Source organism: Frankia sp. R82 (assembly GCF_023716925.1).
Classification (GTDB): domain Bacteria; phylum Actinomycetota; class Actinomycetes; order Frankiales; family Frankiaceae; genus Frankia.
Window position 1 is genome coordinate 1 of record NZ_JAMQQG010000286.1, and the last position, 25,176, is coordinate 25,176.

15 protein-coding genes and 1 pseudogene are annotated in these 25,176 nt (G+C 71.8%); 4 read left to right on the plus strand and 12 right to left on the minus strand.

What is annotated here, in order from left to right:
• Both ND747_RS21730 and ND747_RS21735 read left to right on the plus strand, forming a co-directional pair.
• A partial coding sequence (locus ND747_RS21730) for an ATP-binding protein (protein ID WP_251735873.1) occupies window positions 1-2,231 on the plus strand: 2,231 nt, incomplete at its 5' end.
• 264 nt (window positions 2,232-2,495) lie between these two features.
• The gene (locus tag ND747_RS21735) at window positions 2,496-4,181 is read left to right on the plus strand and encodes a cytosine permease (protein ID WP_251735875.1); all 1,686 of its coding nucleotides are present in this window, start codon (window positions 2,496-2,498) and stop codon (window positions 4,179-4,181) included.
• Window positions 4,182-4,451: 270 nt separating this feature from the next.
• On the opposite strand, the gene ND747_RS21740 is transcribed toward ND747_RS21735, so the two are convergent.
• The 6 genes from ND747_RS21740 to ND747_RS21765 form a co-directional block, all read right to left on the minus strand.
• Complete coding sequence (locus tag ND747_RS21740) at window positions 4,452-4,712, minus strand: type II toxin-antitoxin system RelE/ParE family toxin (protein WP_251735928.1); 261 nt, start codon at window positions 4,710-4,712, stop codon at window positions 4,452-4,454.
• Between the two features lie 5 nt (window positions 4,713-4,717).
• Entirely contained in the window at window positions 4,718-5,035 is a 318-nt protein-coding gene (locus ND747_RS21745; protein ID WP_251735877.1) for a type II toxin-antitoxin system Phd/YefM family antitoxin, read from the minus strand.
• 72 nt (window positions 5,036-5,107) lie between these two features.
• Window positions 5,108-6,085 (minus strand): TauD/TfdA family dioxygenase, encoded by a 978-nt coding sequence (locus ND747_RS21750; protein ID WP_251735879.1) that lies wholly within the window; start codon window positions 6,083-6,085, stop codon window positions 5,108-5,110.
• The gene (locus ND747_RS21755) at window positions 6,082-6,834 is read right to left on the minus strand and encodes an ABC transporter ATP-binding protein (protein ID WP_251735881.1); all 753 of its coding nucleotides are present in this window, start codon (window positions 6,832-6,834) and stop codon (window positions 6,082-6,084) included. Before ND747_RS21755 ends, ND747_RS21750 begins: the two co-directional genes overlap by 4 nt.
• On the minus strand, window positions 6,816-7,793 hold the full coding sequence (locus ND747_RS29870) for an ABC transporter permease (RefSeq protein ID WP_251735883.1): 978 nt from the start codon (window positions 7,791-7,793) through the stop codon (window positions 6,816-6,818). The genes ND747_RS21755 and ND747_RS29870 overlap by 19 nt, the downstream gene beginning before the upstream one ends.
• An 11-nt stretch (window positions 7,794-7,804) precedes the next feature.
• Window positions 7,805-8,803: an ABC transporter substrate-binding protein gene (locus ND747_RS21765; RefSeq protein WP_251735885.1), complete on the minus strand. Its 999-nt coding sequence runs from the start codon at window positions 8,801-8,803 to the stop codon at window positions 7,805-7,807.
• Between the two features lie 385 nt (window positions 8,804-9,188).
• On the opposite strand from ND747_RS21765, the gene ND747_RS21770 reads away from it, so the two are divergent.
• Window positions 9,189-10,157, plus strand: a complete 969-nt coding sequence (locus ND747_RS21770) for a zinc-binding dehydrogenase (RefSeq protein ID WP_251735887.1) — start codon at window positions 9,189-9,191, stop codon at window positions 10,155-10,157.
• Between the two features lie 347 nt (window positions 10,158-10,504).
• Entirely contained in the window at window positions 10,505-10,753 is a 249-nt protein-coding gene (locus ND747_RS21775) for a hypothetical protein (protein ID WP_251735889.1), read from the plus strand.
• Window positions 10,754-10,796: 43 nt separating this feature from the next.
• Here the strand turns inward: ND747_RS21775 and ND747_RS21780 are convergent, their stop codons facing one another.
• From ND747_RS21780 to ND747_RS21805, 6 genes and pseudogenes are all read right to left on the minus strand, one after another.
• The gene (locus ND747_RS21780; protein ID WP_251735891.1) at window positions 10,797-12,704 is read right to left on the minus strand and encodes a helicase-related protein; all 1,908 of its coding nucleotides are present in this window, start codon (window positions 12,702-12,704) and stop codon (window positions 10,797-10,799) included.
• Between the two features lie 61 nt (window positions 12,705-12,765).
• Window positions 12,766-13,896 (minus strand): annotated as a pseudogene (locus ND747_RS29875) (DEAD/DEAH box helicase); the annotation flags it as partial.
• 480 nt (window positions 13,897-14,376) lie between these two features.
• Window positions 14,377-16,635: a DEAD/DEAH box helicase gene (locus ND747_RS21790; protein WP_251735892.1), complete on the minus strand. Its 2,259-nt coding sequence runs from the start codon at window positions 16,633-16,635 to the stop codon at window positions 14,377-14,379.
• Complete coding sequence (brxD, locus tag ND747_RS21795; RefSeq protein ID WP_251735894.1) at window positions 16,632-17,984, minus strand: BREX system ATP-binding protein BrxD; 1,353 nt, start codon at window positions 17,982-17,984, stop codon at window positions 16,632-16,634. The genes ND747_RS21790 and brxD overlap by 4 nt, the downstream gene beginning before the upstream one ends.
• Entirely contained in the window at window positions 17,981-21,181 is a 3,201-nt protein-coding gene (pglZ, locus tag ND747_RS21800; RefSeq protein ID WP_251735896.1) for a BREX-2 system phosphatase PglZ, read from the minus strand. Before pglZ ends, brxD begins: the two co-directional genes overlap by 4 nt.
• Window positions 21,178-25,167: a phage resistance protein gene (locus ND747_RS21805; RefSeq protein WP_251735898.1), complete on the minus strand. Its 3,990-nt coding sequence runs from the start codon at window positions 25,165-25,167 to the stop codon at window positions 21,178-21,180. Before ND747_RS21805 ends, pglZ begins: the two co-directional genes overlap by 4 nt.
• Between the last annotated feature and the right edge of the window lie 9 nt (window positions 25,168-25,176).

A 25,176-nucleotide genomic window follows, 5' to 3' on the forward strand; every position in this document is an offset into this window, starting at 1 on the left:
CCCGCCGCGCGGTGCTGCGTCCCGTCGCGGAGCTCGACGCCGCGACCGCCCGGATCGCCGCCGGGCAGACCGACGCCCCGGCCCGGGTCGCCGGGGTCGACGAGCTGCGCTCCCTGGCCCGGCGCTTCAACGAGATGACCGGCCGGGTCCGGGGCCGCACCGCCGAACTCCAGCTGCTGCACCGGGTGGCCGACACCGCCCATCGCGCCACCGACCTCGCCACGGCCGCCACCGACGTGGTCGATCTGGTCCGCGCCCACACCGGCTGGCCCGCCGGCCGGGCCTATCACCGCGACGGCGACCGGCTGGTGCCGCCGATCCACGTGGACGGCGTCCCGCCACTCCCGTCCATGACGCCGGCCGCGCTCGCGGGCGATGCCGCCCCGCCCGGCCAGGCCGTGTGGCTGCCCGACCTGCCGGGGATCGCCATCGCGGTGCGGACCGGACGGGGCGAGGCGGCGCAGGTGGTCGCCGTGCTGGAGTTCCGCACCACCGACGCCACTGCCCCGGACGACACGTTGCTGGCCCTGCTGGCCGACGTCGCGGCCCAGCTCGGTCAGGTCGCCGACCGGATGCGCAACGCCGATGCGCTGCGCGACGCCGCGTCCGCCGCGCAGCGCGCCAACGCCGCCAAGAACGACTTCCTCGCCACCATCAGCCATGAGATCCGGACGCCGATGAACGCGGTCATCGGCATGTCGGGGCTGCTGCTGGACAGCCCGCTCGACGCCGCCCAGCGCCATCTCACCGAGGTCGTCCACGACAGCGCCCACTCGCTGCTCCTGATGATCAACGATCTGCTCGACTTCTCCAAGATCGAGGCTGGTCAGCTCAGCCTCGAACGGATGCCGTTCCAGGTCGGCGCCTGCGTGCAGGCCGTTCTCGATCTCGTCCGCGCCGACGCCGCGGCCAAGGGCATCACGCTTGCCTGCACTCTCGAGGCCGGCACCCCGCAGGCCATGGTCGGCGATCCGACCCGGGTCCGACAGATCCTGCTGAACCTCCTGAGCAACGCTGTGAAGTTCACCGATCGAGGCGAGGTGACCATCACCGTGGCCGCGTCGCCGGCCGCCGTGGCCACGCGCTCGGGCACCACCGACGGCAGTGCCGCCTGCATCACCGAAGGTCCGTCCGAAGGCACAGCCGACGGTCCGTCCGACGGCAGGTACGAGTGGCGCTTCACCGTGCGTGACACCGGGATCGGCATCCCCGCCGAACACCTGGAATCCATCTTCGAGTCGTTCACCCAGGTCGACGCGTCCACCTCACGGCGCCACGGCGGCAGTGGACTGGGCCTGGCCATCTGCCGGCGGCTGACCACCCTCATGGACGGGACGATCACCGCCACCTCCCACCCCGGATCCGGCACCACGATGACCGTCATCCTGCCGGCGGCGGCGACGGAGATGCCGCGGCGGGAGGCCCGGCCCGGCCGTCCGGTCCCGCGGTCGCGGACGACGACCCTGGTCCGCTCGGCCACCACGCCTCTCGCCACCACGCCTCTCGCCACCACGGCGGCCCGCCCGGCCGCGGCCCGGCGGGTTCTGGTGGCCGACGATCATCCGGTGAACCAGCGGGTGGTGCTCCTACAGCTCACCGGCCTCGGTCACCGGGCCGATCTGGTGAGCAGCGGCGCCGAGGCGGTGGCCGCGGTGCGGCGCGCGCACTACGACATCGTGCTCATGGACGTCCAGATGCCCGACATCGACGGTCTGGCGGCCACCCGACAGATCCGGGCGCACGTCGACGGGCGCGGCCCGTGGATCATCGCGCTCACCGCGGGTGTGCAGCCCGGTGCGCGGGAGGCCTGCCTGGCCGCGGGCATGGACGACTACCTGACCAAGCCGCTGGTGATCGCCGATCTGGTCGCCGCGTTGGCGCGGGCGCCGTCGCCCGGAGGCGGCCCCACGCTGGACCCCGCCGCCCTCCAACGGCTGGGCGAGCTGGTCGGAGATGACCGCGCGGCCCGGTCCAGCCTGATCGCCGACTTCCTCACCGACGCCCCGAAGCTGCTGGACACCCTCACCACGGCCGGCTCCGATCCCGGCTCGGTTCACCGCGCCGCCCACACCCTGAAGGGTCTCTGCGCCACCTTCGGAGCCACCGTCCTCGCCCGGCTGTGCCAGCAGATCGAGACCCGGCCCGGCGCGGACGACGAGATCGCCCTGCTGCTACCGGAGATCGCCGCCGAACACGCCCGCGTCGCCGCCGCCCTGCGCACCCTCGTCTGACCACCGTGGCCGCCAGACCACGGTTCTCGCTCGGCCCCCAGCGTCCGACCGGCGGTTTCGGTGCCCGGCTGACCCCGGCATGCGGCTGACGGCTTGGGTGCCCGGCCGATTCGGGGGCGAGGGCGCTTGGCCGCTGCTTGGCGGTTGCTAAGCGGTGGCCTGTTGGCTGACCAGCAGGGGTCAGCGCCGCCCCCGTCGCCCAGCCACCCGCTCCCGTGGTGGCCTCGGACCCGCGCCTGTGCCCCCCGAGAAAGGCAGTCCGCGATGAGCATCGCCAGCCCTGCGCACGATCCGACCACCCATCCCGGCCCACCCGCCGACCACACCGGTGCCGGCTCCAGCGCCGCGTCCGGGGCCGGGAAGGAGACCCTCGAGGACTACACCCTCCGGTTCGCGCCGCGCAGCTACCGGCGCTGGGGCACGGGGATGGTCGCGATCTCGGCCCTCGGTGGCATCGCCTACCTCGCGGACTTCGCCATCGGGGCGAACATCGGTCTGTCCTACGGGACCACGAACGCCCTGTGGGGCATCGCGGTCTTCACCGTGGTGATCTTCCTGACCGGTTTCCCGCTGGCCTTCTATGCGGCCCGCTACAACCTGGACCTGGACCTGATCACCCGGGGCAGCGGCTTCGGCTACTACGGCTCGGTCGTCTCGAACGTGATCTTCGCGTCGTTCACGTTCATCTTCTTCGCCCTCGAGGGCTCCATCATGGCCCAGGGCCTGAAACTGGGCCTGCACATCCCGCTGTGGCTGGGCTATCTGACGTCCACGCTCATCATCTTCCCGCTTGTTGTCTACGGGATGAAACTGCTGTCGACTCTCCAGCTGTGGACGACGCCGCTGTGGCTGGTGCTGATGGTGCTGCCGTTCGGCTATCTGCTGATCCGTCATCCCGACTCGATCAGCGCGTTCTTCGACTACGGCGGGCAGCACGGCAAGGGCGGGTTCGATCTCGGCTCGGTCTTCCTGGCCGCCGGCATCTGCCTGTCGCTCATCGCCCAGATCGCCGAGCAGATCGACTACCTGCGCTTCATGCCGCCGCGCACCCCGGAGAACTCGCGCCGCTGGTGGACCGCGATGGTGCTGGCCGGGCCGGGCTGGGTCTTCTTCGGCGCCGCCAAGCAGATCATCGGCATGTTTCTGGCCGTCTACCTCATCGCCAACGTCGCGGACGGCGCGGGCGTGGCGAACCAGCCGGTGCACCAGTTCCTGGAGATCTACCAGGACATCCTGCCGCACTGGGCGGCGCTGGCACTCGCCGTCGCGCTCGTCGTGATCAGCCAGGTGAAGATCAACGTGACCAATGCCTACTCCGGCTCGCTGGCCTGGACCAACTCGTTCACCCGGATCACGAAGACCTACCCCGGACGGCTCGTCTTCCTCGGTTTCAACCTGCTGGTCGCGCTGATCCTGATGGAGGCGGACATGTTCAGCTTCCTGAACACGATCCTCGCCTTCTACGCCAACTGCGGCATGGCCTGGGTGGTCGCGGTGGCCTCCGACATCGTGTTCAACAAGTACCTGCTGAAGATCTCACCGCTGCGGCCCGAGTTCCGCCGCGGCATGCTCTACGCGATCAACCCGGTCGGTTTCGGCTCGATGATCCTGGCCGCCGGCATCTCCATCATCGACTTCTACGGGGGCCTCGGTTCGGCCCTCAAGCCCTACTCTCCCCTGGTCGCGATCGTGCTCGCCCTCGTCCTGCCGCCGGTCCTGGCCGTGGCCACCAAGGGGAAGTACTACCTGCGGCGCACCGACGACGGCATCGACCTGCCGATGTACGACGAGTACGGCAACCCGTCCGGTGCGACCCTGACCTGCCACGTCTGCCAGCAGGAGTACGAGCGCCCCGACATGGTGCGGTGCGCGACGCACGACGCCTACATCTGCTCCCTGGACCTGTCCACCGACAGGGTCGGCGACCACGTCCTGCCCGCCCAGGTCTGACCGTCCCGATGAGCCGGCCCTGGCCCTCCCGGCTCATCGTTCGGAGTCAGCCGGCTGAGGGCTGGGGCTGGTCACGGTCGCTCCTCGTGGACGCTGACGTGGCCGTGACTCGTCAGCTCAGGCAGCGCGGTTCGTCATCTCGCACCGGCCGAGACCACCCACCAGCACCACAGAAGGAGGGGGTAACGGCACCCCCGACACCACAGAAGCAGGGGGTACGAGGCAGGCAGCACCACAGAGGGTGGGGGTGCGCGTAGAGCGACCTCATGGTCACATCCCGCGGTGCACCTCACGGCGGTGGCCGACCCCCACCGCCAGCACCACGAGGACGCCGTCGTCCACCTCGTAGAGGATGCGGTGGTCGCCCACCCGCAGGCGGTAGCGGTCCTCGTGGCCGGCGAGCTTCTTCACCTGGGAGCCCGGCCGCCGCGGATCATCTCCAAGCAGACTCAGCGCCTGCAGCAACGCGAGGGCGGTGGGCTGCGGAATCGCCCGAAGCTGGCGTACCGCCCGTTCGCGCCAGCGGAACATGTACTTCACGCAACGCCCTGGTCGGGCACATCCTCGAAGATCGCAGCGGCAACCTCGGCCATGCTGTACGTCCTGGCCTCGGGATTCTCGGCCAGGTCACGGTCGGCTTCGCGGGACAGGTGCCGATCGACGGCGTCCTCGAGTGCGTTGAAATCCTCGATGGGCACCACCGCTGCCACCGGCTGGCCGTTACGAGTGATCACCGTCGGCGAACCCGCCTGGGCCCGCCCGATCACCTCCGCGAAGTGCGCACGGGCATCCCGCACACTTACCTCGTTCTGCTCGGCTCCCACGACCAGCAGTGTACTCCCAACTGTGTACACATCCGATGCCTGCCGAGCCGGGCCGAGGTGGAGGTTGCTGTGCCCCGGCCCGGCGGGGCGCGGGTGGTCGGGTCAGCGGGGTTCGTCGCCGCGCAGGGTGACGCGCTGGATCACGCGGTGGGCGTCGCCGAAGTCGCCGGTGACGGCGTGCTGGGTCGCGCGGTTGTCCCAGAAGGCGACGGTTCCCGGCTGCCAGTGGTAACGCACCGTGAACTCCGGGCTAACCGAGTGCTGGTAGAGGAAGGCCAGCAGGGCGTCGCTCTCGGCGATCTCGAGCTCCTTGATCCTGGTGGTGAAGCCCGGGTTCACGAACAGCGACCTGCGACCGGTCTCCGGATGTGTGCGCACGACCGGGTGCTCGACCGACTCGAGCCTGGTGAACGACTTTCCCTCCCAGTGCCCCTCGCCGACCAGGTCGAGAATGGCCCGGAACTGGTCCTCGCCGTCGTGCACGGCGGTGAGCGTGCCGAGAAACCCCTGCAGCGCCGGGCTGAGGTCGGCGAGGGCGGCCTCCTGGTTGGAGAACAGCGTGTCGCCGCCGGCCGCAGGCACGACGACCGCCCGCAGGATCGACCCGAGCGGTGGGCGCTGCACGAAGGTCACGTCGGTGTGCCAGTGCAGGCCGCGGGAGATGCCGCCGATCTTCCCGTAGGCCGCGGCCAGTTGCCGGGCCGCGCTGTAGTCGATCTCGAACACCTCGGGCTGGTCGGCCAGGCCCGGGATGACCGGGTGGCCCTCGGTCGGCTCGCCGAAGCGGCGGGCGAAGGCGAGGTGCTCGGACGGGGTGAGGTCCTGGCCCGGGAAGAACACCACCTTGTAGTGCAGCCAGGCGCTGCGGATCGCGGCGATCTGGGCGTCGTCCAGGGTGCGCAGGTCAAGGCCGCGCAGTTCGGCGCCGATGTTGCCCGACAGCGGAACGACGTCGAACGGCAGGTCGGGCGCCGCAGACCCGGCACGGGTCCGGTCGGTGGCCGTTGCGGTGACGGCCGCTTCGGTGGCGGCGGCCCGGAGGTCGGCGATCCTGGTGTTCGTGTCGGTGGTGACTGTCATGACGGGACTCCTTCGTGGTGGGTGCCGGCGGCCCTCTCGTCGATGCCGAGCTCCTGCAGCAGCCGGGTGCGCAGCGCGGTGAACGCGCCGTCCGCGCGCAGTCGGGGGCTGGGCAGCTCGGCCTGGAGATCGAGGGAGAGATGTCCGTCGGTGAGAACGAGCACACGGTCGGCGAGCAGAATCGCCTCGTCCACGTCGTGCGTGACGAGCAGGACGGTGGGGCCGTGCCGGCTGCACAGTTCCTGGACCAGGGCGTGCATCCGGATGCGGGTCAAGGCGTCGAGGGCGCCGAACGGTTCGTCGAGCAGCAGCAGCTGCGGCTCACGTACGAGAGCTCGGGCGAGGGCGGCGCGCTGCGCCTCGCCGCCGGACAGGGTCTTCGGCCAGTCCCGCTCGTGGCCGTCGAGGCCGACCTCGCGCAGCGCCGCCCGGCCCCGTTCGGCCGCCGCCGCGCCGCGCTGACCGAGGGTCACGTTGTCGAGCACGCTCTTCCACGGCAGCAGCCGCGGATCCTGGAAGACGACGGCTCGGCGCGGTGGGACGAACAGGTCCCCGCCCGCGTCCGGGTCGAGGCCGGCCAGCGCACGCAGCAGCGTGCTCTTGCCCGACCCGCTGCGCCCGAGCAGCGCCACGAACTCCCCCGGCGCGGCCTGCAGGTCGATGCCGCGCAGGACCTCGCGCGGCCCGAACGACCGGGTGAGACCACGCGTCTCGAAGCCCACCTGGGTGCTCACCGTCCCGGCTGCCATCTCAGCACCTTTCGATCGAGGAGTCGGATGAGCCCGTCCGAGATCAGGCCGAGCAGGGCGTAGACGACGAGGCAGAGCACGATCACGTCCGACTGGAAGAACGTCTGTGCACGGATCATGAGATAGCCGATGCCGGAATGGGCGTTCATCTGTTCGGCGAACACCAGCAGCAGCCAGGCGACGGCCGCGGCCAGCCGCAGCCCGACGAGAAAGCCCGGCAGCGCGCCCGGCAGAACCACATGGCGGATCAGGGCGCCGCGGCCGAGTTCGGTGACGTCGGCGAGTTCCCGCCAGCCCGGGTGCAGCGACTTCACCGCCACCGACGTGTTCACGTAGATCGGGAACGCCACGCCCATCACGATCAGGCTGATCTTCGCCGTCTCCCCCAGCCCGAGCCACAGGATGAGCAGCGGCTGCAGGCCGATGATCGGCACGAAGCGCAGCATCTGGACGTTGGCGTCGACCAGATCGTCACCGACACGGGTCAGGCCGGAGGCCAGCGCCAGCACCACCCCGAGCGGGATGCCGATCCCGAGCCCCCACAGGACCCGCCGCAGCGACGCCCACAGCGCACTGCCGAGCGTCCCGTCGCGGACGAGATCCCAGCCGACGGTGAGCACCGCGGACGGCCCTGCGAGCACCCGCGGGCTGAGCCAGCCGACGCTCGCCGCGAGCTGCCAGCCGGCGAACAGCAGCACCACCCCCGCCAGCCGCTCGACGCCGCGCGGGACCCGCCACCGTGACCGCGATTCCTCCCCAGCCCGGCGTGTCGGCAGCCGGAGCAGCCCCCGCGGCGCGACCGCAGCCTCCCCGCCGCCAGCCACCCGCGCCACCTCTGCCGCAGCCACGTCGAACGGAACCACGTCGGGAACCACGTCCGGCGTTGCGTCGTCCGAAGCCACCACGTCCGAAGGCGCCACGGCCCGCGTCCCCTTCGGCGTCACGTCTGCCGGCGTCACCTCGAGGCTCGTCACTGGCCCTGGGCCTTGGCGACGACCTGGTTGAACCGGGGGTCGAACTCCTTGGCGACGTCTACCTTTGCCGGGATTTCGCCGGCGTCGCGGAAAAGGTCGGCGAGACGCTGCTGGGCCGGCACGATGTCGCCGGGAAGCGGGAAGAAGCTCGGCGTGCCGGTCCGGGCGACGATCGCGCTCGCCCGTTCCGAGGTCAGGCCGTACTGCTTGACGTAGATGGATTCGGCGTAGCGACCGGGGTGCGATTCGAGGTAGGCGAATGCCTTGACCAGCCGGGTGAGGTAGTCGGCCTCGGCGGCCGTCTTGGCGCTGTTCTTCAGCGCGGACTCGCCGGCGATGACGAAACTCGAACGGTCGGGCAGTTCCCTGGTGGTCCCCACCTCCGCGGCGGTCGGGTTCTTCGCCAGATAGGCGCTGGTGAGCGGCTCGACGGACACACCCGCGTCGGCCGAACCACCCTGCAGTGCCGTGGCGACCTGGGTCTGCGGGATGTCGACCGTGGTGACATCCGACAGTTTCAGCCCGGCGCTGTCGAGGGCCTGGAGAACCACCGCCTCGCCCGCGGTGCCCTTCTGGTAGGCCACCTTCCGGCCCTTCAGCGACGCCCAGCCGGTGATCTCACGATGCCCCGGGGCGGTGAGCAGCTGGTAGCCGCCGGTCTTGTAGCTGAACCCGGCCACCGCGCGCAGCCCCTGCCCACCGGCCTGCGCGAAGATCAGCGGCGTGCTGCCGACAAAACCGGTGTCGAGCGCGTCGGCCTCGAAGGCCTGCAGCATCGGCGGGCCGCCGATGAACGCCGAGTACTCGACCTGGTAGGAGAAACCGGTGTCCTGACCGGACACGTGCAGCAGGTTCCTGAGGAAGTCCAGCTGGTCCCCGACCCGTAGCGTCGTTCCGGCCGGGACGGTCGTGCCCACGGCCACCGGGGTGGCGGTGGCCGTGGTGGCGCTCTCCGGGCGGGTCGACGCGCTGCTGTCGCACGCGGTGAGCACCACTGCCAGCGAAACCACGGAAAGGAGAAGGCTGGCAATACGAGAAACGAGACGAGAACGCACGGGGATCCCAGTTCTTGGGCAGCATGGCAGATCCGGCCGCAGACGATGGGCCGGTTACAGAGCCAAACGACGAAAAAAGATCAGACACCCCGGGATCGGGGGCCGAAGAAGACGAGCGGACGGTTCTGGAGGGTCAGCGCGAACAGAGCGCGCTGCAGATGCGCTTCAGGTCGACAGGGCGGCGCAGGGTCAGGCCCTCGCCACGCACGCTCGTCGACATGCCGACCACAATCACCCATCCCGATCGGACTTGTCAACATGATGTACTCGCATACCTGATCGCCCATCGGTTACCCAGGCCGACAGCAGATCCCCGGAGGATGCCATGCGCGCCATCATCGCCGACCGTCCCGGCGGCCCCGAAGTTCTGCGCCCTATCGAGCTGCCCGACCCGCGACCAGACGCCGGGCAGGTCCGGGTCGCCGTGGAACACGCCGCCATCACCTTCATCGACACCCAGCTACGAGCGGGCGCCTCGCCGGGGCCGGGTGTCACCTTTCCGGTGATCCTCGGTAACGGGGTCGGCGGGACCGTGGACGCCGTCGCCGCGGACGTGGATCCTGCCTGGCTCGGCGCCCGGGTTGTCACCGCTACCGGCGGCTCCGGCGGCTACGCCAGCGCCGCGCTGGCCCTGGCCGACGACCTGCACCGCATCCCCACGTCGCTGGCCGGCGCCGACGCCACCGCCGTGTTGGCCGACGGCCGCACCGCCGTCGGGCTGCACCGGGTCGCCCACCCCGGGCCCGGCGAGGTCGTCGTGGTCACCGCGGCGGCCGGGGGCGTCGGGAGCCTGCTCGTCCAGCTCGCCGTGTCCAGCGGTGCGCAGGTCGTCGCCCTCGCCGGGGAGGACACCAAGGTCGCCCACGCGCGTGCCCTCGGCGCCCAGCACGGCCTGAACTACCGCGGCGCCGCGTGGGAGCGGCGGCTTCGGGACCTGCTGCCCGACGGGGTGGACGTGGTCTTCGACGGCATCGGCTCCGCCATCACCGACACGCTGTTCCCCCTCGTGCGGCCGGGCGGGCGTTATCTGCCGCACGGCGCCGCGAGTGGCCACTGGGGCACGATCGACGAGGCCGACGCCACGACCCGGAAGATCACCGTCGTGCCGCTGCAGGCGATCGGGGCCACCAGGGACGACCTGTTCGCCCTGACCGAGGAGGCACTCCAGCTCACCGCGGCCGGAGCGCTGCGGCCCACGATCGGCCAGACCTTCCCTCTGGAGTCCGCCGCGGCGGCCCACGCCGCCATCGAAGCCCGCACCGCGATCGGCAAGACCCTGCTGACCACGACCTGAGCTCGGTAGCCTTGACCAACGTTTCCCATAGTCAAGGTTGCGCAATAATCGTGAACATGGAGGCTGGTCGCCATCGCTGAACTGCTCAGGCTGCACCGGGAGAGTGATCTCGGGGCGGGTCTGTCCCGTCGCGACCGGCTCAGCTGTGAGTACGAGGCGTATCTACCGGATCCGCTGGTCGGCCAACAGTAGCGGCTGGACGCGGCGACCGCGGCCGACACCACCGACATCGAGCAGCGGCTTGTCTTGCTGCACGACGACTGGCTGCGCCGGCTCGGCCCCGTCCGCGCCGGCTCGGCCCCGTCCGCGCCGGCTTCGCACTCGAACACATCCTCGGCCTGTTGCCCGTGGCACCCGTGCTCACGGTCCGCTCGGCCGCGGCCCTGACCGGCCGGAGTGCGCAGGCCGTCAACGAGGCCGTCCACCGACTTGTCGACGCGGACGTTCTCCGCCAGGTCACCGTCGGCCGCCGCAACCGCGCGTTCGAGGCCCCCGAGGCCATCGATGCCTTCACCTACCTGGAACGACGTCTCGCCAGCCCGCACGGCGACACTCTCCTCAGCCCGCCACGGCGCCGCACACCCCGGGGGCCATGAGCTGACCGAGCACCTGCCTGACGAGACCTCTGACCCGTCCGGATCAGTCGGCCCCCCGCAGTGATCCGGCGCTGGACTCGATGCCGTTGTAGACGGCAAGCCAGCCCGAGCAGCGGCAGTCACCCGAACGGGTGAACAATGCCACCCCACGATCCACCGAAGGCGCGCTGGTCTGCGTGGATCGTGGGTCCGACGAGGCGTCCCCCGTCGGGTAGGGCACCGGGTCGGCGCCGAGATCCGCGACGACGTGCCGGTGCGGGCCGGCCCACAGCACGGCCGTGAGCGACGCCGGGCCGTTGATCGACACCTGGTGTCCGCGTTCGACCGCGGACGCGTCGGTGGCGCGGTCGCGCAGCAGTGCCAGATAGTCGGCGCCGTCCAGGCGGCAGTCCTTCGGTGGGCGGCCGACCGGCCAGTCCGGGTTGGTCACGTCCCGTCGCCGGGCGGCGGTGAACAGTGCCGGCACGACCTCGTCGGCCAGCTGCGCGGTCGCCATCCGCTCGCAGATCCACAGCAGCCGGCCGGCTCCACGCGGGGCCCCCAGGCGGCGCCAGCGGATCCGCCGGCCGAGGTCACCGGCGCTGACGGCGGCCCACGGGTGAACCGTGCCGAGCGCGCCCTGCGCCGCGAGCCAGGCGAGGTACCGCGGTGCCTCCGCGAGGATCGGCGTCAGCATGGACGTGGGCAGGCCGGCGACGGTGCGGGCCGGCCGGGTGAACAGCTTCGGGCTGGCGGCGACCAGCCCGAAGGCGACCTGCGCCAGGTCGCCGGGTTCGATCCCGGTCGGCGGGACGAGGCCCGGGGCAGGGCGGGCCTGCTCGACGTGGTCCGGGCGGCCGCGGGCGCGCAGCAGCGCGGCCACCCGTGGACGCAGGTCATCGTTGACCGGCGCTTCGGCGAACGACGCCACAAGCCGGGCGACGGCGCCGCCCAGCAGCCATTCCGCCTCCTGCGGATCGGTGGGCACGGACAGGGCGTCGAGTGCGTCGCGCAGCTCGATCCCGACCTCCACCGGGATCATGAAGCGGTTGGTCAGCTGCCCGAGTTCCGTGACGATCAGAGCCGCGTCGGCAGGTGTGTGCGGGCTGCCCACCACAGTCAGGTATCCGCCGGTCACCAGCAGGTCGACGGCGTCGCGCACCGCGTGGCCACCGTCGGCACCCTGGTGGTGGGCCAGGGTGCGCAGCCACCAGGCCTCGGCGTCGGCGAGGGTCGGCACCCGGCCCGACGCGGCCTCGGCCAGCAGATGGTCCGCGAGGCCGTCCTCGATGCGCGAGCGCACGGTGTAGCCGTCGACGAGCCGGTTCTGCCAGGCCGTCCGCTCGGTCTCCGAACAGACCAGGAACGCCCAGCCCTCGGTCTCGCCGGCACCGACGCGACCGGCCCGGCCGAACATCTGCTGCACGGTCGCGACGTCGATCTGGTCGAGGCCCACCTGAGTGTCCCGGACGACCACGGCGCGGGCGGGCAGGTTCACCCCGGCGGCGACGGTCGTCGTCGCGACGAGGACGTCCAGGCGCCGGGCTCGAAAGTCGCGCTCGGCGGCGTGCCGATGCTCCCAGTCCTTGTAGTGCAGTCCGACCCGGGCGCTCGCGCAGACCTGGTGCACCCGGTCGACGTCGTCCGGGTCGACGCCGGTGATGGTGGCGCCGCGGTCGGCCGCGATGGCCAGTGCCGTCGTCCGGACGATCCGGCGGCTGCCGCAGAACACCAGAACGCTGCCGCCGTCGCCGGTGACCTGCCGGGCTAGGGCGACGGCGGCCCGCGCCCGGGAGCTGTTCTCCGCGCGCCGGTCCCGGGTCGCGGGAATCATCGGCAGCTGCCAGGTCAGCCGGGTGGGACGCCAGTCGGTGGTGACGACCCTGGCGCCAAGCCAGGCGGCGATGTCGCCGGCGTTCGCCACCGTCGCCGACAGCCCGACGACGCGCACCGGCGACTGCGCACCGCGCACCGCGCACCCGGGCCAGCAGCGCCTCCAGCATCGGGCCGCGTCCCGCACTGCCGACCAGATGGATCTCGTCGACGATCAGACAGGAGACCTCGGCCAACGCGGAGCGCAGCGAGCTTGCCCGGCACACCGACTCGAACTTTTCCGTCGTCGACACCCACAGGTCGGCGCGGCGGGCCCGTTCGACGTCGGTGACGTACTCGCCGGAGAACCGTTCGACGTGCAGTCCGAGCGTCCGCCAGGCGGTCAGCTCCCGGTCCAGCTCGTCGGTCAGCGACCGCTGCGGCACCAGCCACGCCGCCTTGCGTCCGTCACCGAGAATCGCCCGCAGCGCCGCCAGCATGCCGATCATGGTCTTGCCGGCGCCGGTGGGCGCCACGACCAGCAGGTGCCCGTCGGTGAGAAGGTGCGGCGCCGCCGCGACCTGGGCCGGGTTCAGCCCCGGCCGGGGCAGGTAACGAGCCCAGTCCGCGGGGACGAACCGGGTCGCGTCCACGGGCGCCCAGGTCGCGTCGAACGGGCCGTCGTGGCTGTCCCACGCCAGCTCGAACGCGTCCCGCGCGGCCTCGGCCGCGGTGCCGGTACGCGGGCTCGGAGTATGCCGGGCGGGATTCGTCACCGGCAGCAGACCGGTGATCACCTGCATCGGCCCGAGCCGGCCGTTCGGGCTGACCGTGGAGACCGTCTCGTCCTCGACGAGATGGCGGACCCGCCGGTGCGGCATACCGGCCGAACCGAGCCGGGCGGCCAGCGCATCGAACTCGGGCGCGTCGGGCAGCAGCACCCGCGCGTCGACGCCGGGGGCACGGTCAGGAGTGGACGCCCAAGGGTCGGCGATCTTGTACCACTGCAGGAGCCGGCGCTCGGTGATCTGCGGCGCGGGCGGGAACGCGGCCGGGCTCTTGCGGGGATCAAGCAGCGCGGCGGCCAGCGCCCGGGCACCGGTGGCATCACCCACCGCCACCGATACCCGGCCGAACTGCACTCCGCCGCCCCCGCTGGCCGCGCGTCGAGCCGCCGGCCGGGGTGCCGACGGCTTCCTCGGCGTCACCCGCGTCACCGGCTGTTCCGACGGGCCGGCGGTGACCGACTCGGCCCGCCGGGGCCCGCCCAGCTGCGCATACTGCCGGACGCCCAGATCAGCGAGGGTGTAGGTCGCCGGGCAACTCGGGCACACCAGCGCCACGCCGGCCATGGTGCGGCCCCCGTAGTCGTGTCGCTGCCGCAGACAGTGCAAAGTTCCCGCGCAGTCCGGACAGCCGCGGGGCGCCGCCTCCACGTAGGACCAGCCCGGATCGCCGAACCAGGCCCGGGCCAGCGGCGGATCCACTCCCCAACGCGTCAGCGCGATCTCGCGCACGCTCGGGCCAGCCGGCGCCGCATCCTCCGGGCGCCGCGCCAGATCCACCAATCCACGCTCCTCCGCCGCCAGACACAGCCCGCGTCGGCCCGTACCGACGACCGGCTACCGGTGGCGGACGGCGATCATGACCTCACGAACCGCAGCAACCCGCCCAGAATAGTCCGCCCATGGCGTGGGACGAACCGGAAAACCGCGGTCGGTACCCACCATTGACCGCGGCATCTGACCGCAGCACCACGGAGGCCGCGGCACCACGGAGGGCAACTCCGCCCGGCGGGGCCGAGCCAGTTCGGCAGGGTCAGTTCGGCAGGGTCAGTTCGGCAGGAGGGTGAAGCGGACGGGTTGTCGCAGGATCGCGGAGGCGCCGGTGAGGTCGGCGAGGCGGGTGGCGAGGGTGGCTTCGGCCAGGCGGGGTGGGAGGGCGGTGCTGAACTTCAGCCCGGCCAGGGCCTCCTCGGTGACATGCGGCAGGCAGAGGCGGGACTCGAGGTCCGCCGTCGCGGTCCGCCACAGCTGTGGGGTCAGGTCGGTGCGTAGGCGAAGGTAGGCGGCAGTCGGGGCCTGCAGCGCATCGGCGAGATCACCGAGGCTCGCGGTCAGGGTGCGGTTGGCGCGTTCACCGCCCCAGGTCCACCAGCGGACGTCGGTCAGGTCCGTGGTCCGGACGATCATCGTGCCGCCGGGGTGGACGACGTCGAGATGGCCGGCACGGACGGTCGCGAGCCGCTCCTGGGCACGGCGGGTGAGCGGCACCGCCGGGTCGGCGCCGAGAAGGACGTCCCGCATCGCTCTGGTCAGCTCGAAGGACAGGGCTGCGTCGGCGGAACCCAGCCAGCGGGCCCGGCCGCCGCGGTCGGCGGGTTCGACGAAGCACCGGCGACGTTTCCAGTCGATATGCGTGACCCGCCAGCTGCGACCGCCGAGCAGGAGCAGACGCGGACCTTCCACCTCATCGGTGAGCAGCACGGGGTCGGTCCGCCCGATCTCCTCGCGGCCGGACAGCACAGTGAACTCGGGCGCGGCGGTGAAGACCGCGGTCAGTTCGGCGAAATGGCGACGGCCGAACGCACGCTCCGCCTCGGGGCCGATGAACAGCATGCCGCCGTCGGAGTCCAGGTAGCCCATCCGGACGAGGTGACGCACGATGGGCTCGGCAGAGCGGTCGAACGGGGCGAGGCCGTTCCACTGTTCGACCCACGTCCGGTCGCCGACCCGGTTCTCCTGCAGGCAGTGGGCGAGCAGCTGTTGGGCGACGATGTGGCGCGGTTCCGGCGGGGGGACGACGGGCTCGACCCAGCCGCGTCCCCAGAGCAGCAGCAGTCCCGCGGTGTGGACGAGGGCGCTTTCGGACAGGGCGAGGAACAGGCAGTTGCGCACGGTTCCCGGCCGCCGGCCGGTGCGGCCGAGGCGTTGCAGGAACGAGGCGACCGTCGCCGGGGCGTTGATCTGGATGACGCGGTCGAGGTCGCCCACGTCGATGCCGAGTTCGAGGGTGCTGGTCGAGACGATCACGCAGTCCCGGGCCTGCGCGAACGCCTCCTCGGAGCGGCGCCGCTCGTCGACCGACAGCGAGGCGTGCGACAGAAACGTCGTCACGCCGAGCGACCGCAATGCCTGGGCCAGCTCTTCCACGATCTTCTTCGAGTCGCAGAAGACGAGCCGCTTCTCGCCCCGGTGCAGTGCCGCAAGGACCTTCGCCGCGTTCGGGACCGAGCCGACATAGTCCAGCTCGATCTCGCCGGCCAGTGGCGTGCCAGGCGTGCCGGCTGTCGGCGCCACGCCGGCCAGCTTTGGGGTGGACGGCGACCCGGGCCAGGCGGGTACCAGGTCGGGGGCGATGACCTGGGCCGGGCGGTGGCCGGCGCGGGAACCCTGCAGCCAGCGCAGCAGCTCCGGCGGGTTACCCACCGTCGCCGACAGGCCGATGACCTGCAGCTGTTCCCCGGCGGCGACGACGCGTCGCAGCCGTTCGAGGACGGCGAGCAGGTGCCAGCCGCGGTCGTCACCGGCAAACGCGTGCACCTCGTCGACGACGACCGTGCGAACGCCGGCGAAGAAGTCGCGGTGGTCGGTGCGGACGCTGACCAACATCGCTTCCAGCGACTCGGGCGTGGTCAGCAGGACATCGGGATGTTCGCGGCGGATCCGGTTGCGACGGCTTTCGGTGACGTCCCCGTGCCAGACGGCGGCGCGTCGGCCGAGCCAACCGGTGTAGGTCTCCAGCCGCGGCGCGAGGTTGTTGAGTAGCGCCTTGAGCGGACACAGGTACAGGACGGACGATCCCTGCCAGTTCTCGGCAGCCATCCGCGACAGCGTGGGAAACAGCGCCGCCTCGGTCTTCCCGCCCGCGGTCGGGGCGAGCAGCAGTGCGTCCGTTCCGGCGAGCAGCGGCTCGACGGCCGCCTCCTGCAACGGCCGCAGCCCCGGCCACTGCAGGGTGTTCACGATGTGGTGCAGCACGACCGGGTGCAGCAGGTCGACGACGTCCGCGTCCGTGCCGTGGGAGGGCGGCGTCGGCGGTGTTGGTGGAACCGGCAGTGTTGGTGGAACCGGCGGCTCCGGTTCGGTCATCCCAGGTCCAGGTCGATGTCATTGGCCCTGGTGGCGGCGGCGTTACGTTCCAGGTCGCTCATCTCGGCCGAAGTGAGGGTGAGCGGGTAGTCGCGGCGGGGGTCGAAGTCGTCGAACTGGTCGACGCGGTCGAGGACGTCGCCGACCAGTTTCTTCAGGAACAGCCGGGGGGCGACGCCGACCTTCCCACCGAGGCGCCCGGCGACCGCCCCGGCCAGCTCCCGCAGATAGGCGTCGTCGGCAAGGTGCTCGATCCGTCCCGCTGCCGCACCGGAGGTTCCGGCCGCATACAGGTCGCGGACCCGTCCGCCGAGTTCCACCAGTGATGCCTCGGTGAAACCGGTCAGCCGCAGCTGTACGGCCCGCGGGTTGTCGAACTTCGGGTTGGCGGTGAAGTCGGTTGCCAGTCGCTGCGCGAGTGGGGCCAGCCGGGCCGCGCCCTGCGGGCCGTCGTAGAAGGCCGGTGTCCCGGTGATGACGAGGAACAGCCCCGGGAACCGGCCGCTGTGGACCTCGTCGATGAGCTGGCGCAGCGCGTTCAGGGCCTTGTCGCGGGCGTCGGAACGCACCCGTTGCAGGGTTTCGACCTCGTCGAGGACAACCAGCAGACCGCGGAAGCCGCTGTCGCGCAGCACCGCCAGCAGGCCCTGCAGGAATCCGAGGGCGCCGAAATGGTCCAGGTCGCCACGCACTCCGGCGGCCCGTCGGGCGCTCGCCGCGACGTGCGGCTGCCCGCCGAGCCAGGCGAGCACAGCCGCCGCCGTCGCCTCGTCACCGGTTGCGAGTGCGGCCCGATATCCGCGCAGCGCGGCGGCGAACGCGGGTGCGGTCCGGGCGACGTCGGCGAGGCGGCGGTCGACGAGGTCGGCCACGGCCCGGTCCAACGCCTCGGCGTTCACCCCCGCCGCGACATCGGTGGCGAGGACGTCCTCTTCCAGCGCGTAGAACCAGCCGTCGACGACCTGGCGCAGTGCGCTGGGCGGAAACGTCGCGGTGGTGAGGCGCTCGGTGAGGCGGCGGTAGACGGTTTCCAGTTTGTGCAGTGGGGTTTCGTTCTCCGAGATCTGCACCTCGGCGACGGCCAGCCCCACCTTCTTGGCGCGTTCGGCTAGCCAGCGGGTGAAGAACGTCTTTCCGGAGCCGTATTCGCCGCGGACCGCCTTGAACACCGAACCGCCGGCGGCGACGGCGGCGATGTCCTCGGTGGCGGCCCGCTCGAACCGGTCCAGCCCGACCGCGAGCAGGTCCAGCCCGACCGCTGGAACCGCGCCACGGCGCAGCGCGTCCAGCACATCCCGGCGCCGTGCCGCGCTGACGCCGTCGGCGCTCCCCGTGCCTGCGGCGCTCACTGTGGCAGCCCGAACTGCTGGCGCAGCAGATCGACGTTGAGCCGCAGCGTGTGGCCGTCGTCGAGCTCGTCCAGCACCGGATAGTTGTCGATGTTGAACAGGCGGCGCAGGTTGACTGCGAAGCCGCTGGCCCGCCGGGAGAGCTCGCCGGCCCGTTCGGCCACGACGGCTGTCGCCAGCGTGCCGTTCGCGTCCAGCAGCGCCCGTACCGCGGCTTCCACCTTGCCCACGTCCAACGGCCGAGCCAGGCCCCTGAGCTGGGACTGGAACAGCTCGGAGCCTAGTAGCCCGGCGACGAGGCGCTCGACCGGATCCTTCTGGCCACCCGGCGGGGACGGGGCTGTCGACGTCGAACTGCCGGCGGATGTGGCGGGGCCTGGATCGACTCCGCTGCTGGCCGGCTGGGGCAGCTCGAACAGGGCCGGGCCGGCCTGTTCCGTCGTGGGCCGGCGACGCTTGCGCGGAGCAAGGGCCGTCTCCGCTGCCCCGCCCGTGACCTCGCGATCGGCGGTGAACGAGCCGATGCGGACGGTGTCACCGTCGAGGCTGGGGAGCCACTCGGGCGCCTGCAGGGACCACCAGCGGGGACGCTGATCAGGCAGCGGACGCCAGCCGGGGGGCAGTTTACGGTGCGTCGATGTCGCGGACAGCCGGAACGGCAGGAAGGCCAGCACCGGAACGGTCGCCTCAGCCGGCGACGCCCCGCCGTGATAACCGCCCTTACGGCCCAGATAGTGCAGCGCCGGGTCCCAGAGTGCGACGATGCGACCGCCGGGTGCGAGCACCCGTGGCCCGGTGAGCACCACCTCGCCATCGCCGGTCGCGTTGTCGCCGGTCGCGTTGTCGCTAGCGTTGCCGTCGTTTTCGGCCGGGACGCGATGCCGTGCCGATGCGGCGTCAGCCGCCGCGAGTCCCACCGCGCCATGATCGACGATATGGCCGTGGTCGCTGGTCACGATCACCACCCGGTCGGCGTTGCGGGCGTAGGCGAGCACCGCACGCAGTCTGCCGAAGTCGGCCAGGCTCCAGCCGACGTCCTCACGTTGGCGGCCCTTGTCGAGGCTGTCATCGACTGTGTTGATGACGACGGCGACCAGTGGAGTGTCGGAGGTCAACGCCTGGGTGAGGTCGCGATCCAGCGGGGAGCCGGGCGCGCCGTCCAGATCGGCGTGGTGGAACAGTCGGGCGCGGTGCCTGCCCCAGCGTGGATGGTGCTCGAACGCGACCTTCTCGGTCCCCTTGTCGCCACTGGCCAGCTTGCCGACCAGCAACGAGGTGCGCGAGGTCTTGGTGATGGTTGGCAGCACGGCGAGGGCGGCCTGCCGGCGGGCGGAGCTGGCCGGCTCACCCGTGGCCTCGCCCGCAGGGGAGCCGAGCGGGTCGCACTCCTGCCAGCGGTCGCGGCGCAGCTCGGTGGCGAGCTGGGTGGCGACGGCGGCGCTCATACCGTCGAGCACGACCAGCAACGCGCGCCTGCCCCCGCTGGCACCGCTGGCGGTCACGACCGGTGCGACAACCCGGTCAAGAATCTCCTCGACGAGCAGTGGCCCGCCGGGCATAGCCGGGCCGGCCGTCCAGTCGGCGAGCAGCCGCGCGAAGGACGCGTCGAGGGCACGCCGCCGCCGGGTCGCGACGCGGAACAGATCGCCGTACACCGTGCCGATGGCGGGCACCAGCTCTCCGCTGGCCAGGTGGCCGAGTGCGACGTCGACCCACGCCGAGTCGTCCAGGTGGGCGTGCAGGGCGGCGGGCAGCGTCGTCGGCTCGTCCGGTCGGTCCCTGCTTCGACGCTTCGTGCCGGACATGCCGGACATGCCGGACGTGCCGATCTCGCCGGCTGTGACGCTGCGCAGCGAACCGGTGGGCTGGGTGGCGAGCCAGCCCACGATCCGCACCGCCATCACCGCCCGCTCGACCTCGGCCCGGTCGATGCCTGCCAGGTGGTGCGCGCGCAGCGCGCCGACGGCGGCCACGACGTCGTGCGCGGCGGTCGCGAGCAGTGCGCGGTTGACGCCCGACTCGGCGGACGTCAGGAAGTCGCGGATCGTGGTGGCGACGAGCGACAGCCGATGGCGCAACCCGGTCCGCAGGATGTCGCTGGCGGCGCCGGCCGCTCGGCCGTCGAGCTCGTCGAGCAGGCGCTCGGCGGTGTCGAGCAGGGTCGGGAGCTCGTCGTCCGGGTGCAGGGTGGACGAGGCCGCACTGAGGGTGAGACCGAGCCGGCTCGTGCCCGGGCGCGTTGCCACGAGTGCGGTCGTCACGACCTCGCGGGTGGCGTCGGCGAACGCACGCATGGACGTCTCGTCGAGCCGGGCATCGCCGAAGTAGCGTTCCACACGGACTTTGGCCCGTTCGACGGCCGCGGCCTCCACGGCGGCCGGTCGGGCGGAGCCGTCCGGGTCAGGGTGTGGCCAGAGGCAGTCGCACACCAGGCCGAGGGCGAGCGCCCGATCGCCGTTGCCGGCGGCGACCAGGGTGAACAGGGTCCGCCCGGCGCGGCCGGTCCGGTCGCCGAGGTAGGTGATGAGGCCGGTGCGCTCGTCGTCGCCGAGCCGGTGCACCGCCTCGGTCGCGCCGGGGACGGTTGTCCAGCGCAGCAGGGTGGCGATGTCGAGGTCGGCGGCGCCGAGACCAAACTCGCTCAGGCCGAGCCGGACGGCGGCGAGCTCGGCGAGCGCGTCCTCACGGCTGAGCAGGCCGCCGGGCCGGCGCGGCCAACCGGCGGGCGGGCGGGCTTCCAGCAGCGCCTGGATGATCCAGCGATCCTCGGGGGCACGCAGCCGCGGATCGGCCTGGGTGGCACCGAAATCCTCCAGCACGGCCGCCCACGGTTCGATGACGTCGACCCGCTGGCGGTGGACCTGCGAGAGCACCGTGTCGCCGAGAACCTCCTCGTCGGCGTCGGTGAGCAGCACCAGCCAGCCGTCCTCGACGGGGTCACGGGCCCAGCGGGTGATCTCCTCCAGCACCGCGAGCGGTGACACGCAGGGCACCACCCGCACCGGCCGGCCGCCGGCAGCAAGCTCCACGGGCGCCGGCCAGTCCGGCTGGGCACGGACCAGCAGGACGCGCGGCTGACCACCGGGGTTGGTGTGCACGGCGCGTTGCAGCCGGCCGACCCGGACCTGCACGACGGCCGGGGTCACCCGGGGTGCGGCGGTCCCCGCGGGGCTCGTCGTGGCTACCGGGATGGTCACGATGCCGGCTGCCAGACGATCTCGATGTCGCCGGGTTGGTCGCCGACATGGGCACGTAGCTCGGCCAGGGCCTGGTCCAGGTCGCTGGCACGGATCCGCCACCGCCGCGCCGCCCCGGTCGGTGGCTCGACCTTTACTGGCTCGATCTTCGATGGATCGACGATCGGTGGCGTGATGATGACCGGCGGTGTGATCACGGGTGGCGGTGTGATGACAGGTGGCGGTGTCACCACCGGCGGAGGTGTGATGATCGGTTTGGTGGTCGTCTGGGTGGCGCGTCGAAGCAGTGCCGTCGCCTTGACCCGGGCGTCGCTGAGCACCGCGGCCAGCGGGCTGATCACGTTCTCGTCGGCGGCGCCGACGGCCCGGATCCGATCGAGGATCTCTCGAGCCTCGGTCTGGTACGGCTCGGGCAGGCCGGCGATGACGCCGAACGTCTCGTCCCAGGGCGCTGCCGTGATCGCCGCGGTGAGCTCGGCGGCGTGGCTCATGCTGACCAGGAGTCGCTTCGCGGAACCGCCGAGGTCGGCCCGCGCGAGGCGCGCCACGATCTGTGGGCCGGCCTTGGGGTCGTCCAGCGCCGAGAGCAGGTCGCGAGCGGCCCGCGCGGTGCGTAGCCGGCCGCCGGCCGTGCCCTCGCCCGCCGACTCGGCGCCGGCGCTGGCGCCGACACCGGTCTGCGGATCAATCCCGAGATCGGCCGCGTGCGCCTCCAGGACCGCGACCAGCTCCTGGCTGGCCGACCAGCGAAGCCTGGCCTTCGCGACCAGCTCCTCGGTGAAGGCGCGCAGCAGCCGGCCTCGCAGCAGAGCCGGCGGTCGCACCCCGAACAGGGCCTGGGCACGTTCCCCGGCTTCCGCCCACTCGGCCGGGTCGGGCAGCGGCTGCTCGCGCAGCGTCATGTCCTTGCTGATCGCGGTCAGCTCGGGCGGCGGTGCCAGCAGGCCGCCATACCGGTACCAGGCCCGGTCGGTCTGCTCGGCATATGCGGCGACGACCAGATGGGCGACGTGATCGTCCAAACCGCGCGCCTTCGGTTCGTCGATCCAGCGCAGCAGATCGGCGACCCGCAGCTCGCTGACGCCCGAACCGGCCGAGCCCGAGCTGGACGAGCCCGGGCCGGCGTTCAGCGCGGCCTGGGCGGCGTGCCGGGTGAAGTGGTCGACCCATTCGCGGCCGAGCGCGAAGCGCACCTCGTGCATCACGCCGAGCCCGAGCGCCGGGGCGATCCGGCGCACCGGCCCACGGTCGCTCTTCGCGACCTCGATGGATCCGCCGTCGGCCTCGGCCGCCTTCGTGACGTAGCCGAGCACCAGCTTGAGGTCGGCGAGCTTCACCGGCACGCCGGTCTGGTCGGGGTCGAGATCCGGATGGCCGGGGAACTGGTCGGCGAGCAGGTCGCCGACGAGCCGCCGTGCCGCGTCCCGAAACGACGCGCCGAGCGGCAGGGTCGGGTTCAGGCCGGGCCACAACGACCGCAGATGGTCGTTGAAGTCGGCGGTGACGTCGTGTTCGTCCTTGGAGGTGAGCCCGTAGGCCGAGCGCAGCGTCGTTTTCGTCTTGGTGAGCAGCGCGTCATAACGGCTTTTTAGCACGCTGCGGGCCCGCTGGCGGTCGTCGGCGCTCAGGTGCTGGGCGTGGCTGTCGAACCGGTGGCCGCCACCGGCGAGCAGATGGTCGAGGCGGACGAGCATGCCCAGGTCGACGAGGCGGGCCGCGGTGAAGTCGGCCGGTATCCAGCTGACGGTCCGGTGCTGGACGCCCGCGCCGCGCAGCCGTTCGATCCGGGCGCGGGCGTTGACCGGCGGCTCGGCGGCGTCGTCGAACGGGTAGTCGACGACGATCCGCCAGGACTCCGGGTCGAGGGGGGCGAGCTGGTCGTCACGCAGCTCCGCGCCACGCACCGAGGCGAAGACGACCTCGGCGGAGCGCTTGCTACCCCGCCAGACGAGGTCGAGCCGGTCACCGAAGGCATCGCCGGTGACGGTGACCCCCAGCTCCTCGACGAGGATCCGCCGCACGAGGGCCCGCCGGTTGCCTGCGCTGTCGTAGCCAACGGCGGAGTTGAGGATGCTGTCGACCTCGACGCCGACCAGCTCCAGGCCGACCCCCGGGTCGCCGCCGTCGACAGGCAGGTACTTGATCTCGCCGAACTGGCCGGCCCACCGTTCGACCTTCTTGCCGACCTGACCGGCCTCGCCGCCCGGGATCGGGCTGGTGATGCTGCCGTGGTTGAGCGCCGAGAGCCGCCGCGGGGTGAGGTTGTGCAGCGCCGGGACGCTCGGGGCGAGGGCCGCGAGCAGCAGCGTCTTGACCAGCCGGTCGTCGGCGGTGAACCGGCGGACCTTGGTGGCAAGCACCTGGTCGACCGCCGCACCGGTGGCCTGGGCGCGGCGGACCTGGGCCAACGCCTCCTCGTCGAGGCCCTCGGCATCGAGCAGGTACGGACGCAGCCGGCGGCCGTAGAGCTTCTGGGCGGCGTCGAACTCGGCCTTGAGCACGTCGGTGAACGGCGTGTCGGCACCCCAGGTGATGACGTCCCACAGGTCACCGAGCGGGACGACCTGGCCCAGGCGCAGGTCGTCGCGGTGGTCGACGAGCAGCTGGCGCATCAGTTTCAGCGCGGTCCGGTTGCGCTGCAGCGCGGAGGACACGTGCACGAGGGTGTCCATGAACGCCGGACTGAACGGGTAGGACAGCCGGAAGGCGTCCCGGTCGGCGCCGATCTGGGAGCTGCCGCCGAGCATCGTCTCCCACACCTCGGCGCGGACCTTCGCCGTCGTCTCGAACGCCTTCTCGATCGCGCGTGCGGCGTCGGCGTTCGACGGTTTCAGCAGCCGGCGGTTGGCGATCAGCGGGAGGTTGCGGTCCTCCAGGATGATCTTGTCGAAGCGGCCGTCGGCGAGGGTGAGGACGTCGAGGAAGCTCAGCCGCACGTCGCCGGCTACCTGCTCGCCGACCAGTTCGCGCAGGTCACGCTGGCGGGCGATGAAGCTGACGATCGGAACGGCCCGGGCGCCCAGCCCGCCCTCGACGAAGTTGGTGACCTTCTGGACCTCACGGGAGACGAACGACGGGTCGCCCATGTTGTTCGCCAGCCACAGGATCAGCTCGTCGAGGAACAGGATGACCGCGTCGTAACCGAGGTCCTTGGCATGCCGGGCGATCTCGGCGAGGCCGGCGTCCAGGGAGATGAAGCCCTCGGCGTCCTCGCGCAGGTCGCGGTAGGTGTTCGCGAACCAGGTCGAGAGCAGGTCGGAGACCAGCCGGCGACGGGCGGCCGCGTCGTGGGCGGCCGGGGCGAGCGCCGCATCCAGCTCGGCCGCCGTCCAGGAGGCGTCGTCGCCCCACTCGTCCTGCTCGCCACCGCCCTGCCCACCGAGGCCCTGTCCGCCGAGGCTCTGCGTGTCGCCACTGGAGCCGGCGCGGTTCAGCTCGGCGAGGAAGGTGGCGTCACCGACCTTGGCCCGCACGTTGCGGGCCTCGTCCAGCAGCGCCTCGGCGCGGTGCACCGCGGGGACCGGCGCGCCCGGATGCAGGGTGCGCAGGTGGTCGGCGTAGCCACCGAGGACACGCTGCTCGATCGACTTGGCGCCCAGCAGGTGGAACGGGACCAGCAGGAACTTCTTGCCGGCCAAGCCCGCGTCGTGCTTGCCGAGCACATCGGTCAGCCGGTCGTCGAAGCTGTGGGCGGCCGGCTCGCCAAGCAGCAGCGCATACAGCACCGCCATGAAGTGCGACTTGCCGGAGCCGAAGGAACCATGCAGGTAGACGCCCTTCGACGCCCCGGTGCTCACCGCCTGCGCGATCAGGCCGAGCCCCTCGTCGAAGTTCCCGACGAGCCGATCGGTCAGCACGTAATCGCGCATCGTCGCGGCCGCGTCGGCGACACCCTCGGTGAGCTTGAGGACGAAGTCACTGTCGGAGGTCCGCTCCGGAATGTCGATGACCTCGCGCAGCAGCGGCTGGGACGACGGGCTGGTCATGAGCCACCT

What these genes read in the sequence shown, in the direction of transcription:
- ND747_RS21735 (WP_251735875.1), top strand. Translation starts at nt 2,496, where the DNA reads ATGAGCATCGCCAGCCCTGCGCACGATCCGACCACCCATCCCGGCCCA.
- ND747_RS21740 (WP_251735928.1), bottom strand. Translation starts at nt 4,712, where the DNA reads ATGTTCCGCTGGCGCGAACGGGCGGTACGCCAGCTTCGGGCGATTCCG.
- ND747_RS21750 (WP_251735879.1), bottom strand. Translation starts at nt 6,085, where the DNA reads ATGACAGTCACCACCGACACGAACACCAGGATCGCCGACCTCCGGGCC.
- ND747_RS21755 (WP_251735881.1), bottom strand. Translation starts at nt 6,834, where the DNA reads ATGGCAGCCGGGACGGTGAGCACCCAGGTGGGCTTCGAGACGCGTGGT.
- ND747_RS21770 (WP_251735887.1), top strand. Translation starts at nt 9,189, where the DNA reads ATGCGCGCCATCATCGCCGACCGTCCCGGCGGCCCCGAAGTTCTGCGC.
- ND747_RS21790 (WP_251735892.1), bottom strand. Translation starts at nt 16,635, where the DNA reads ATGACCGAACCGGAGCCGCCGGTTCCACCAACACTGCCGGTTCCACCA.
- ND747_RS21805 (WP_251735898.1), bottom strand. Translation starts at nt 25,167, where the DNA reads ATGACCAGCCCGTCGTCCCAGCCGCTGCTGCGCGAGGTCATCGACATT.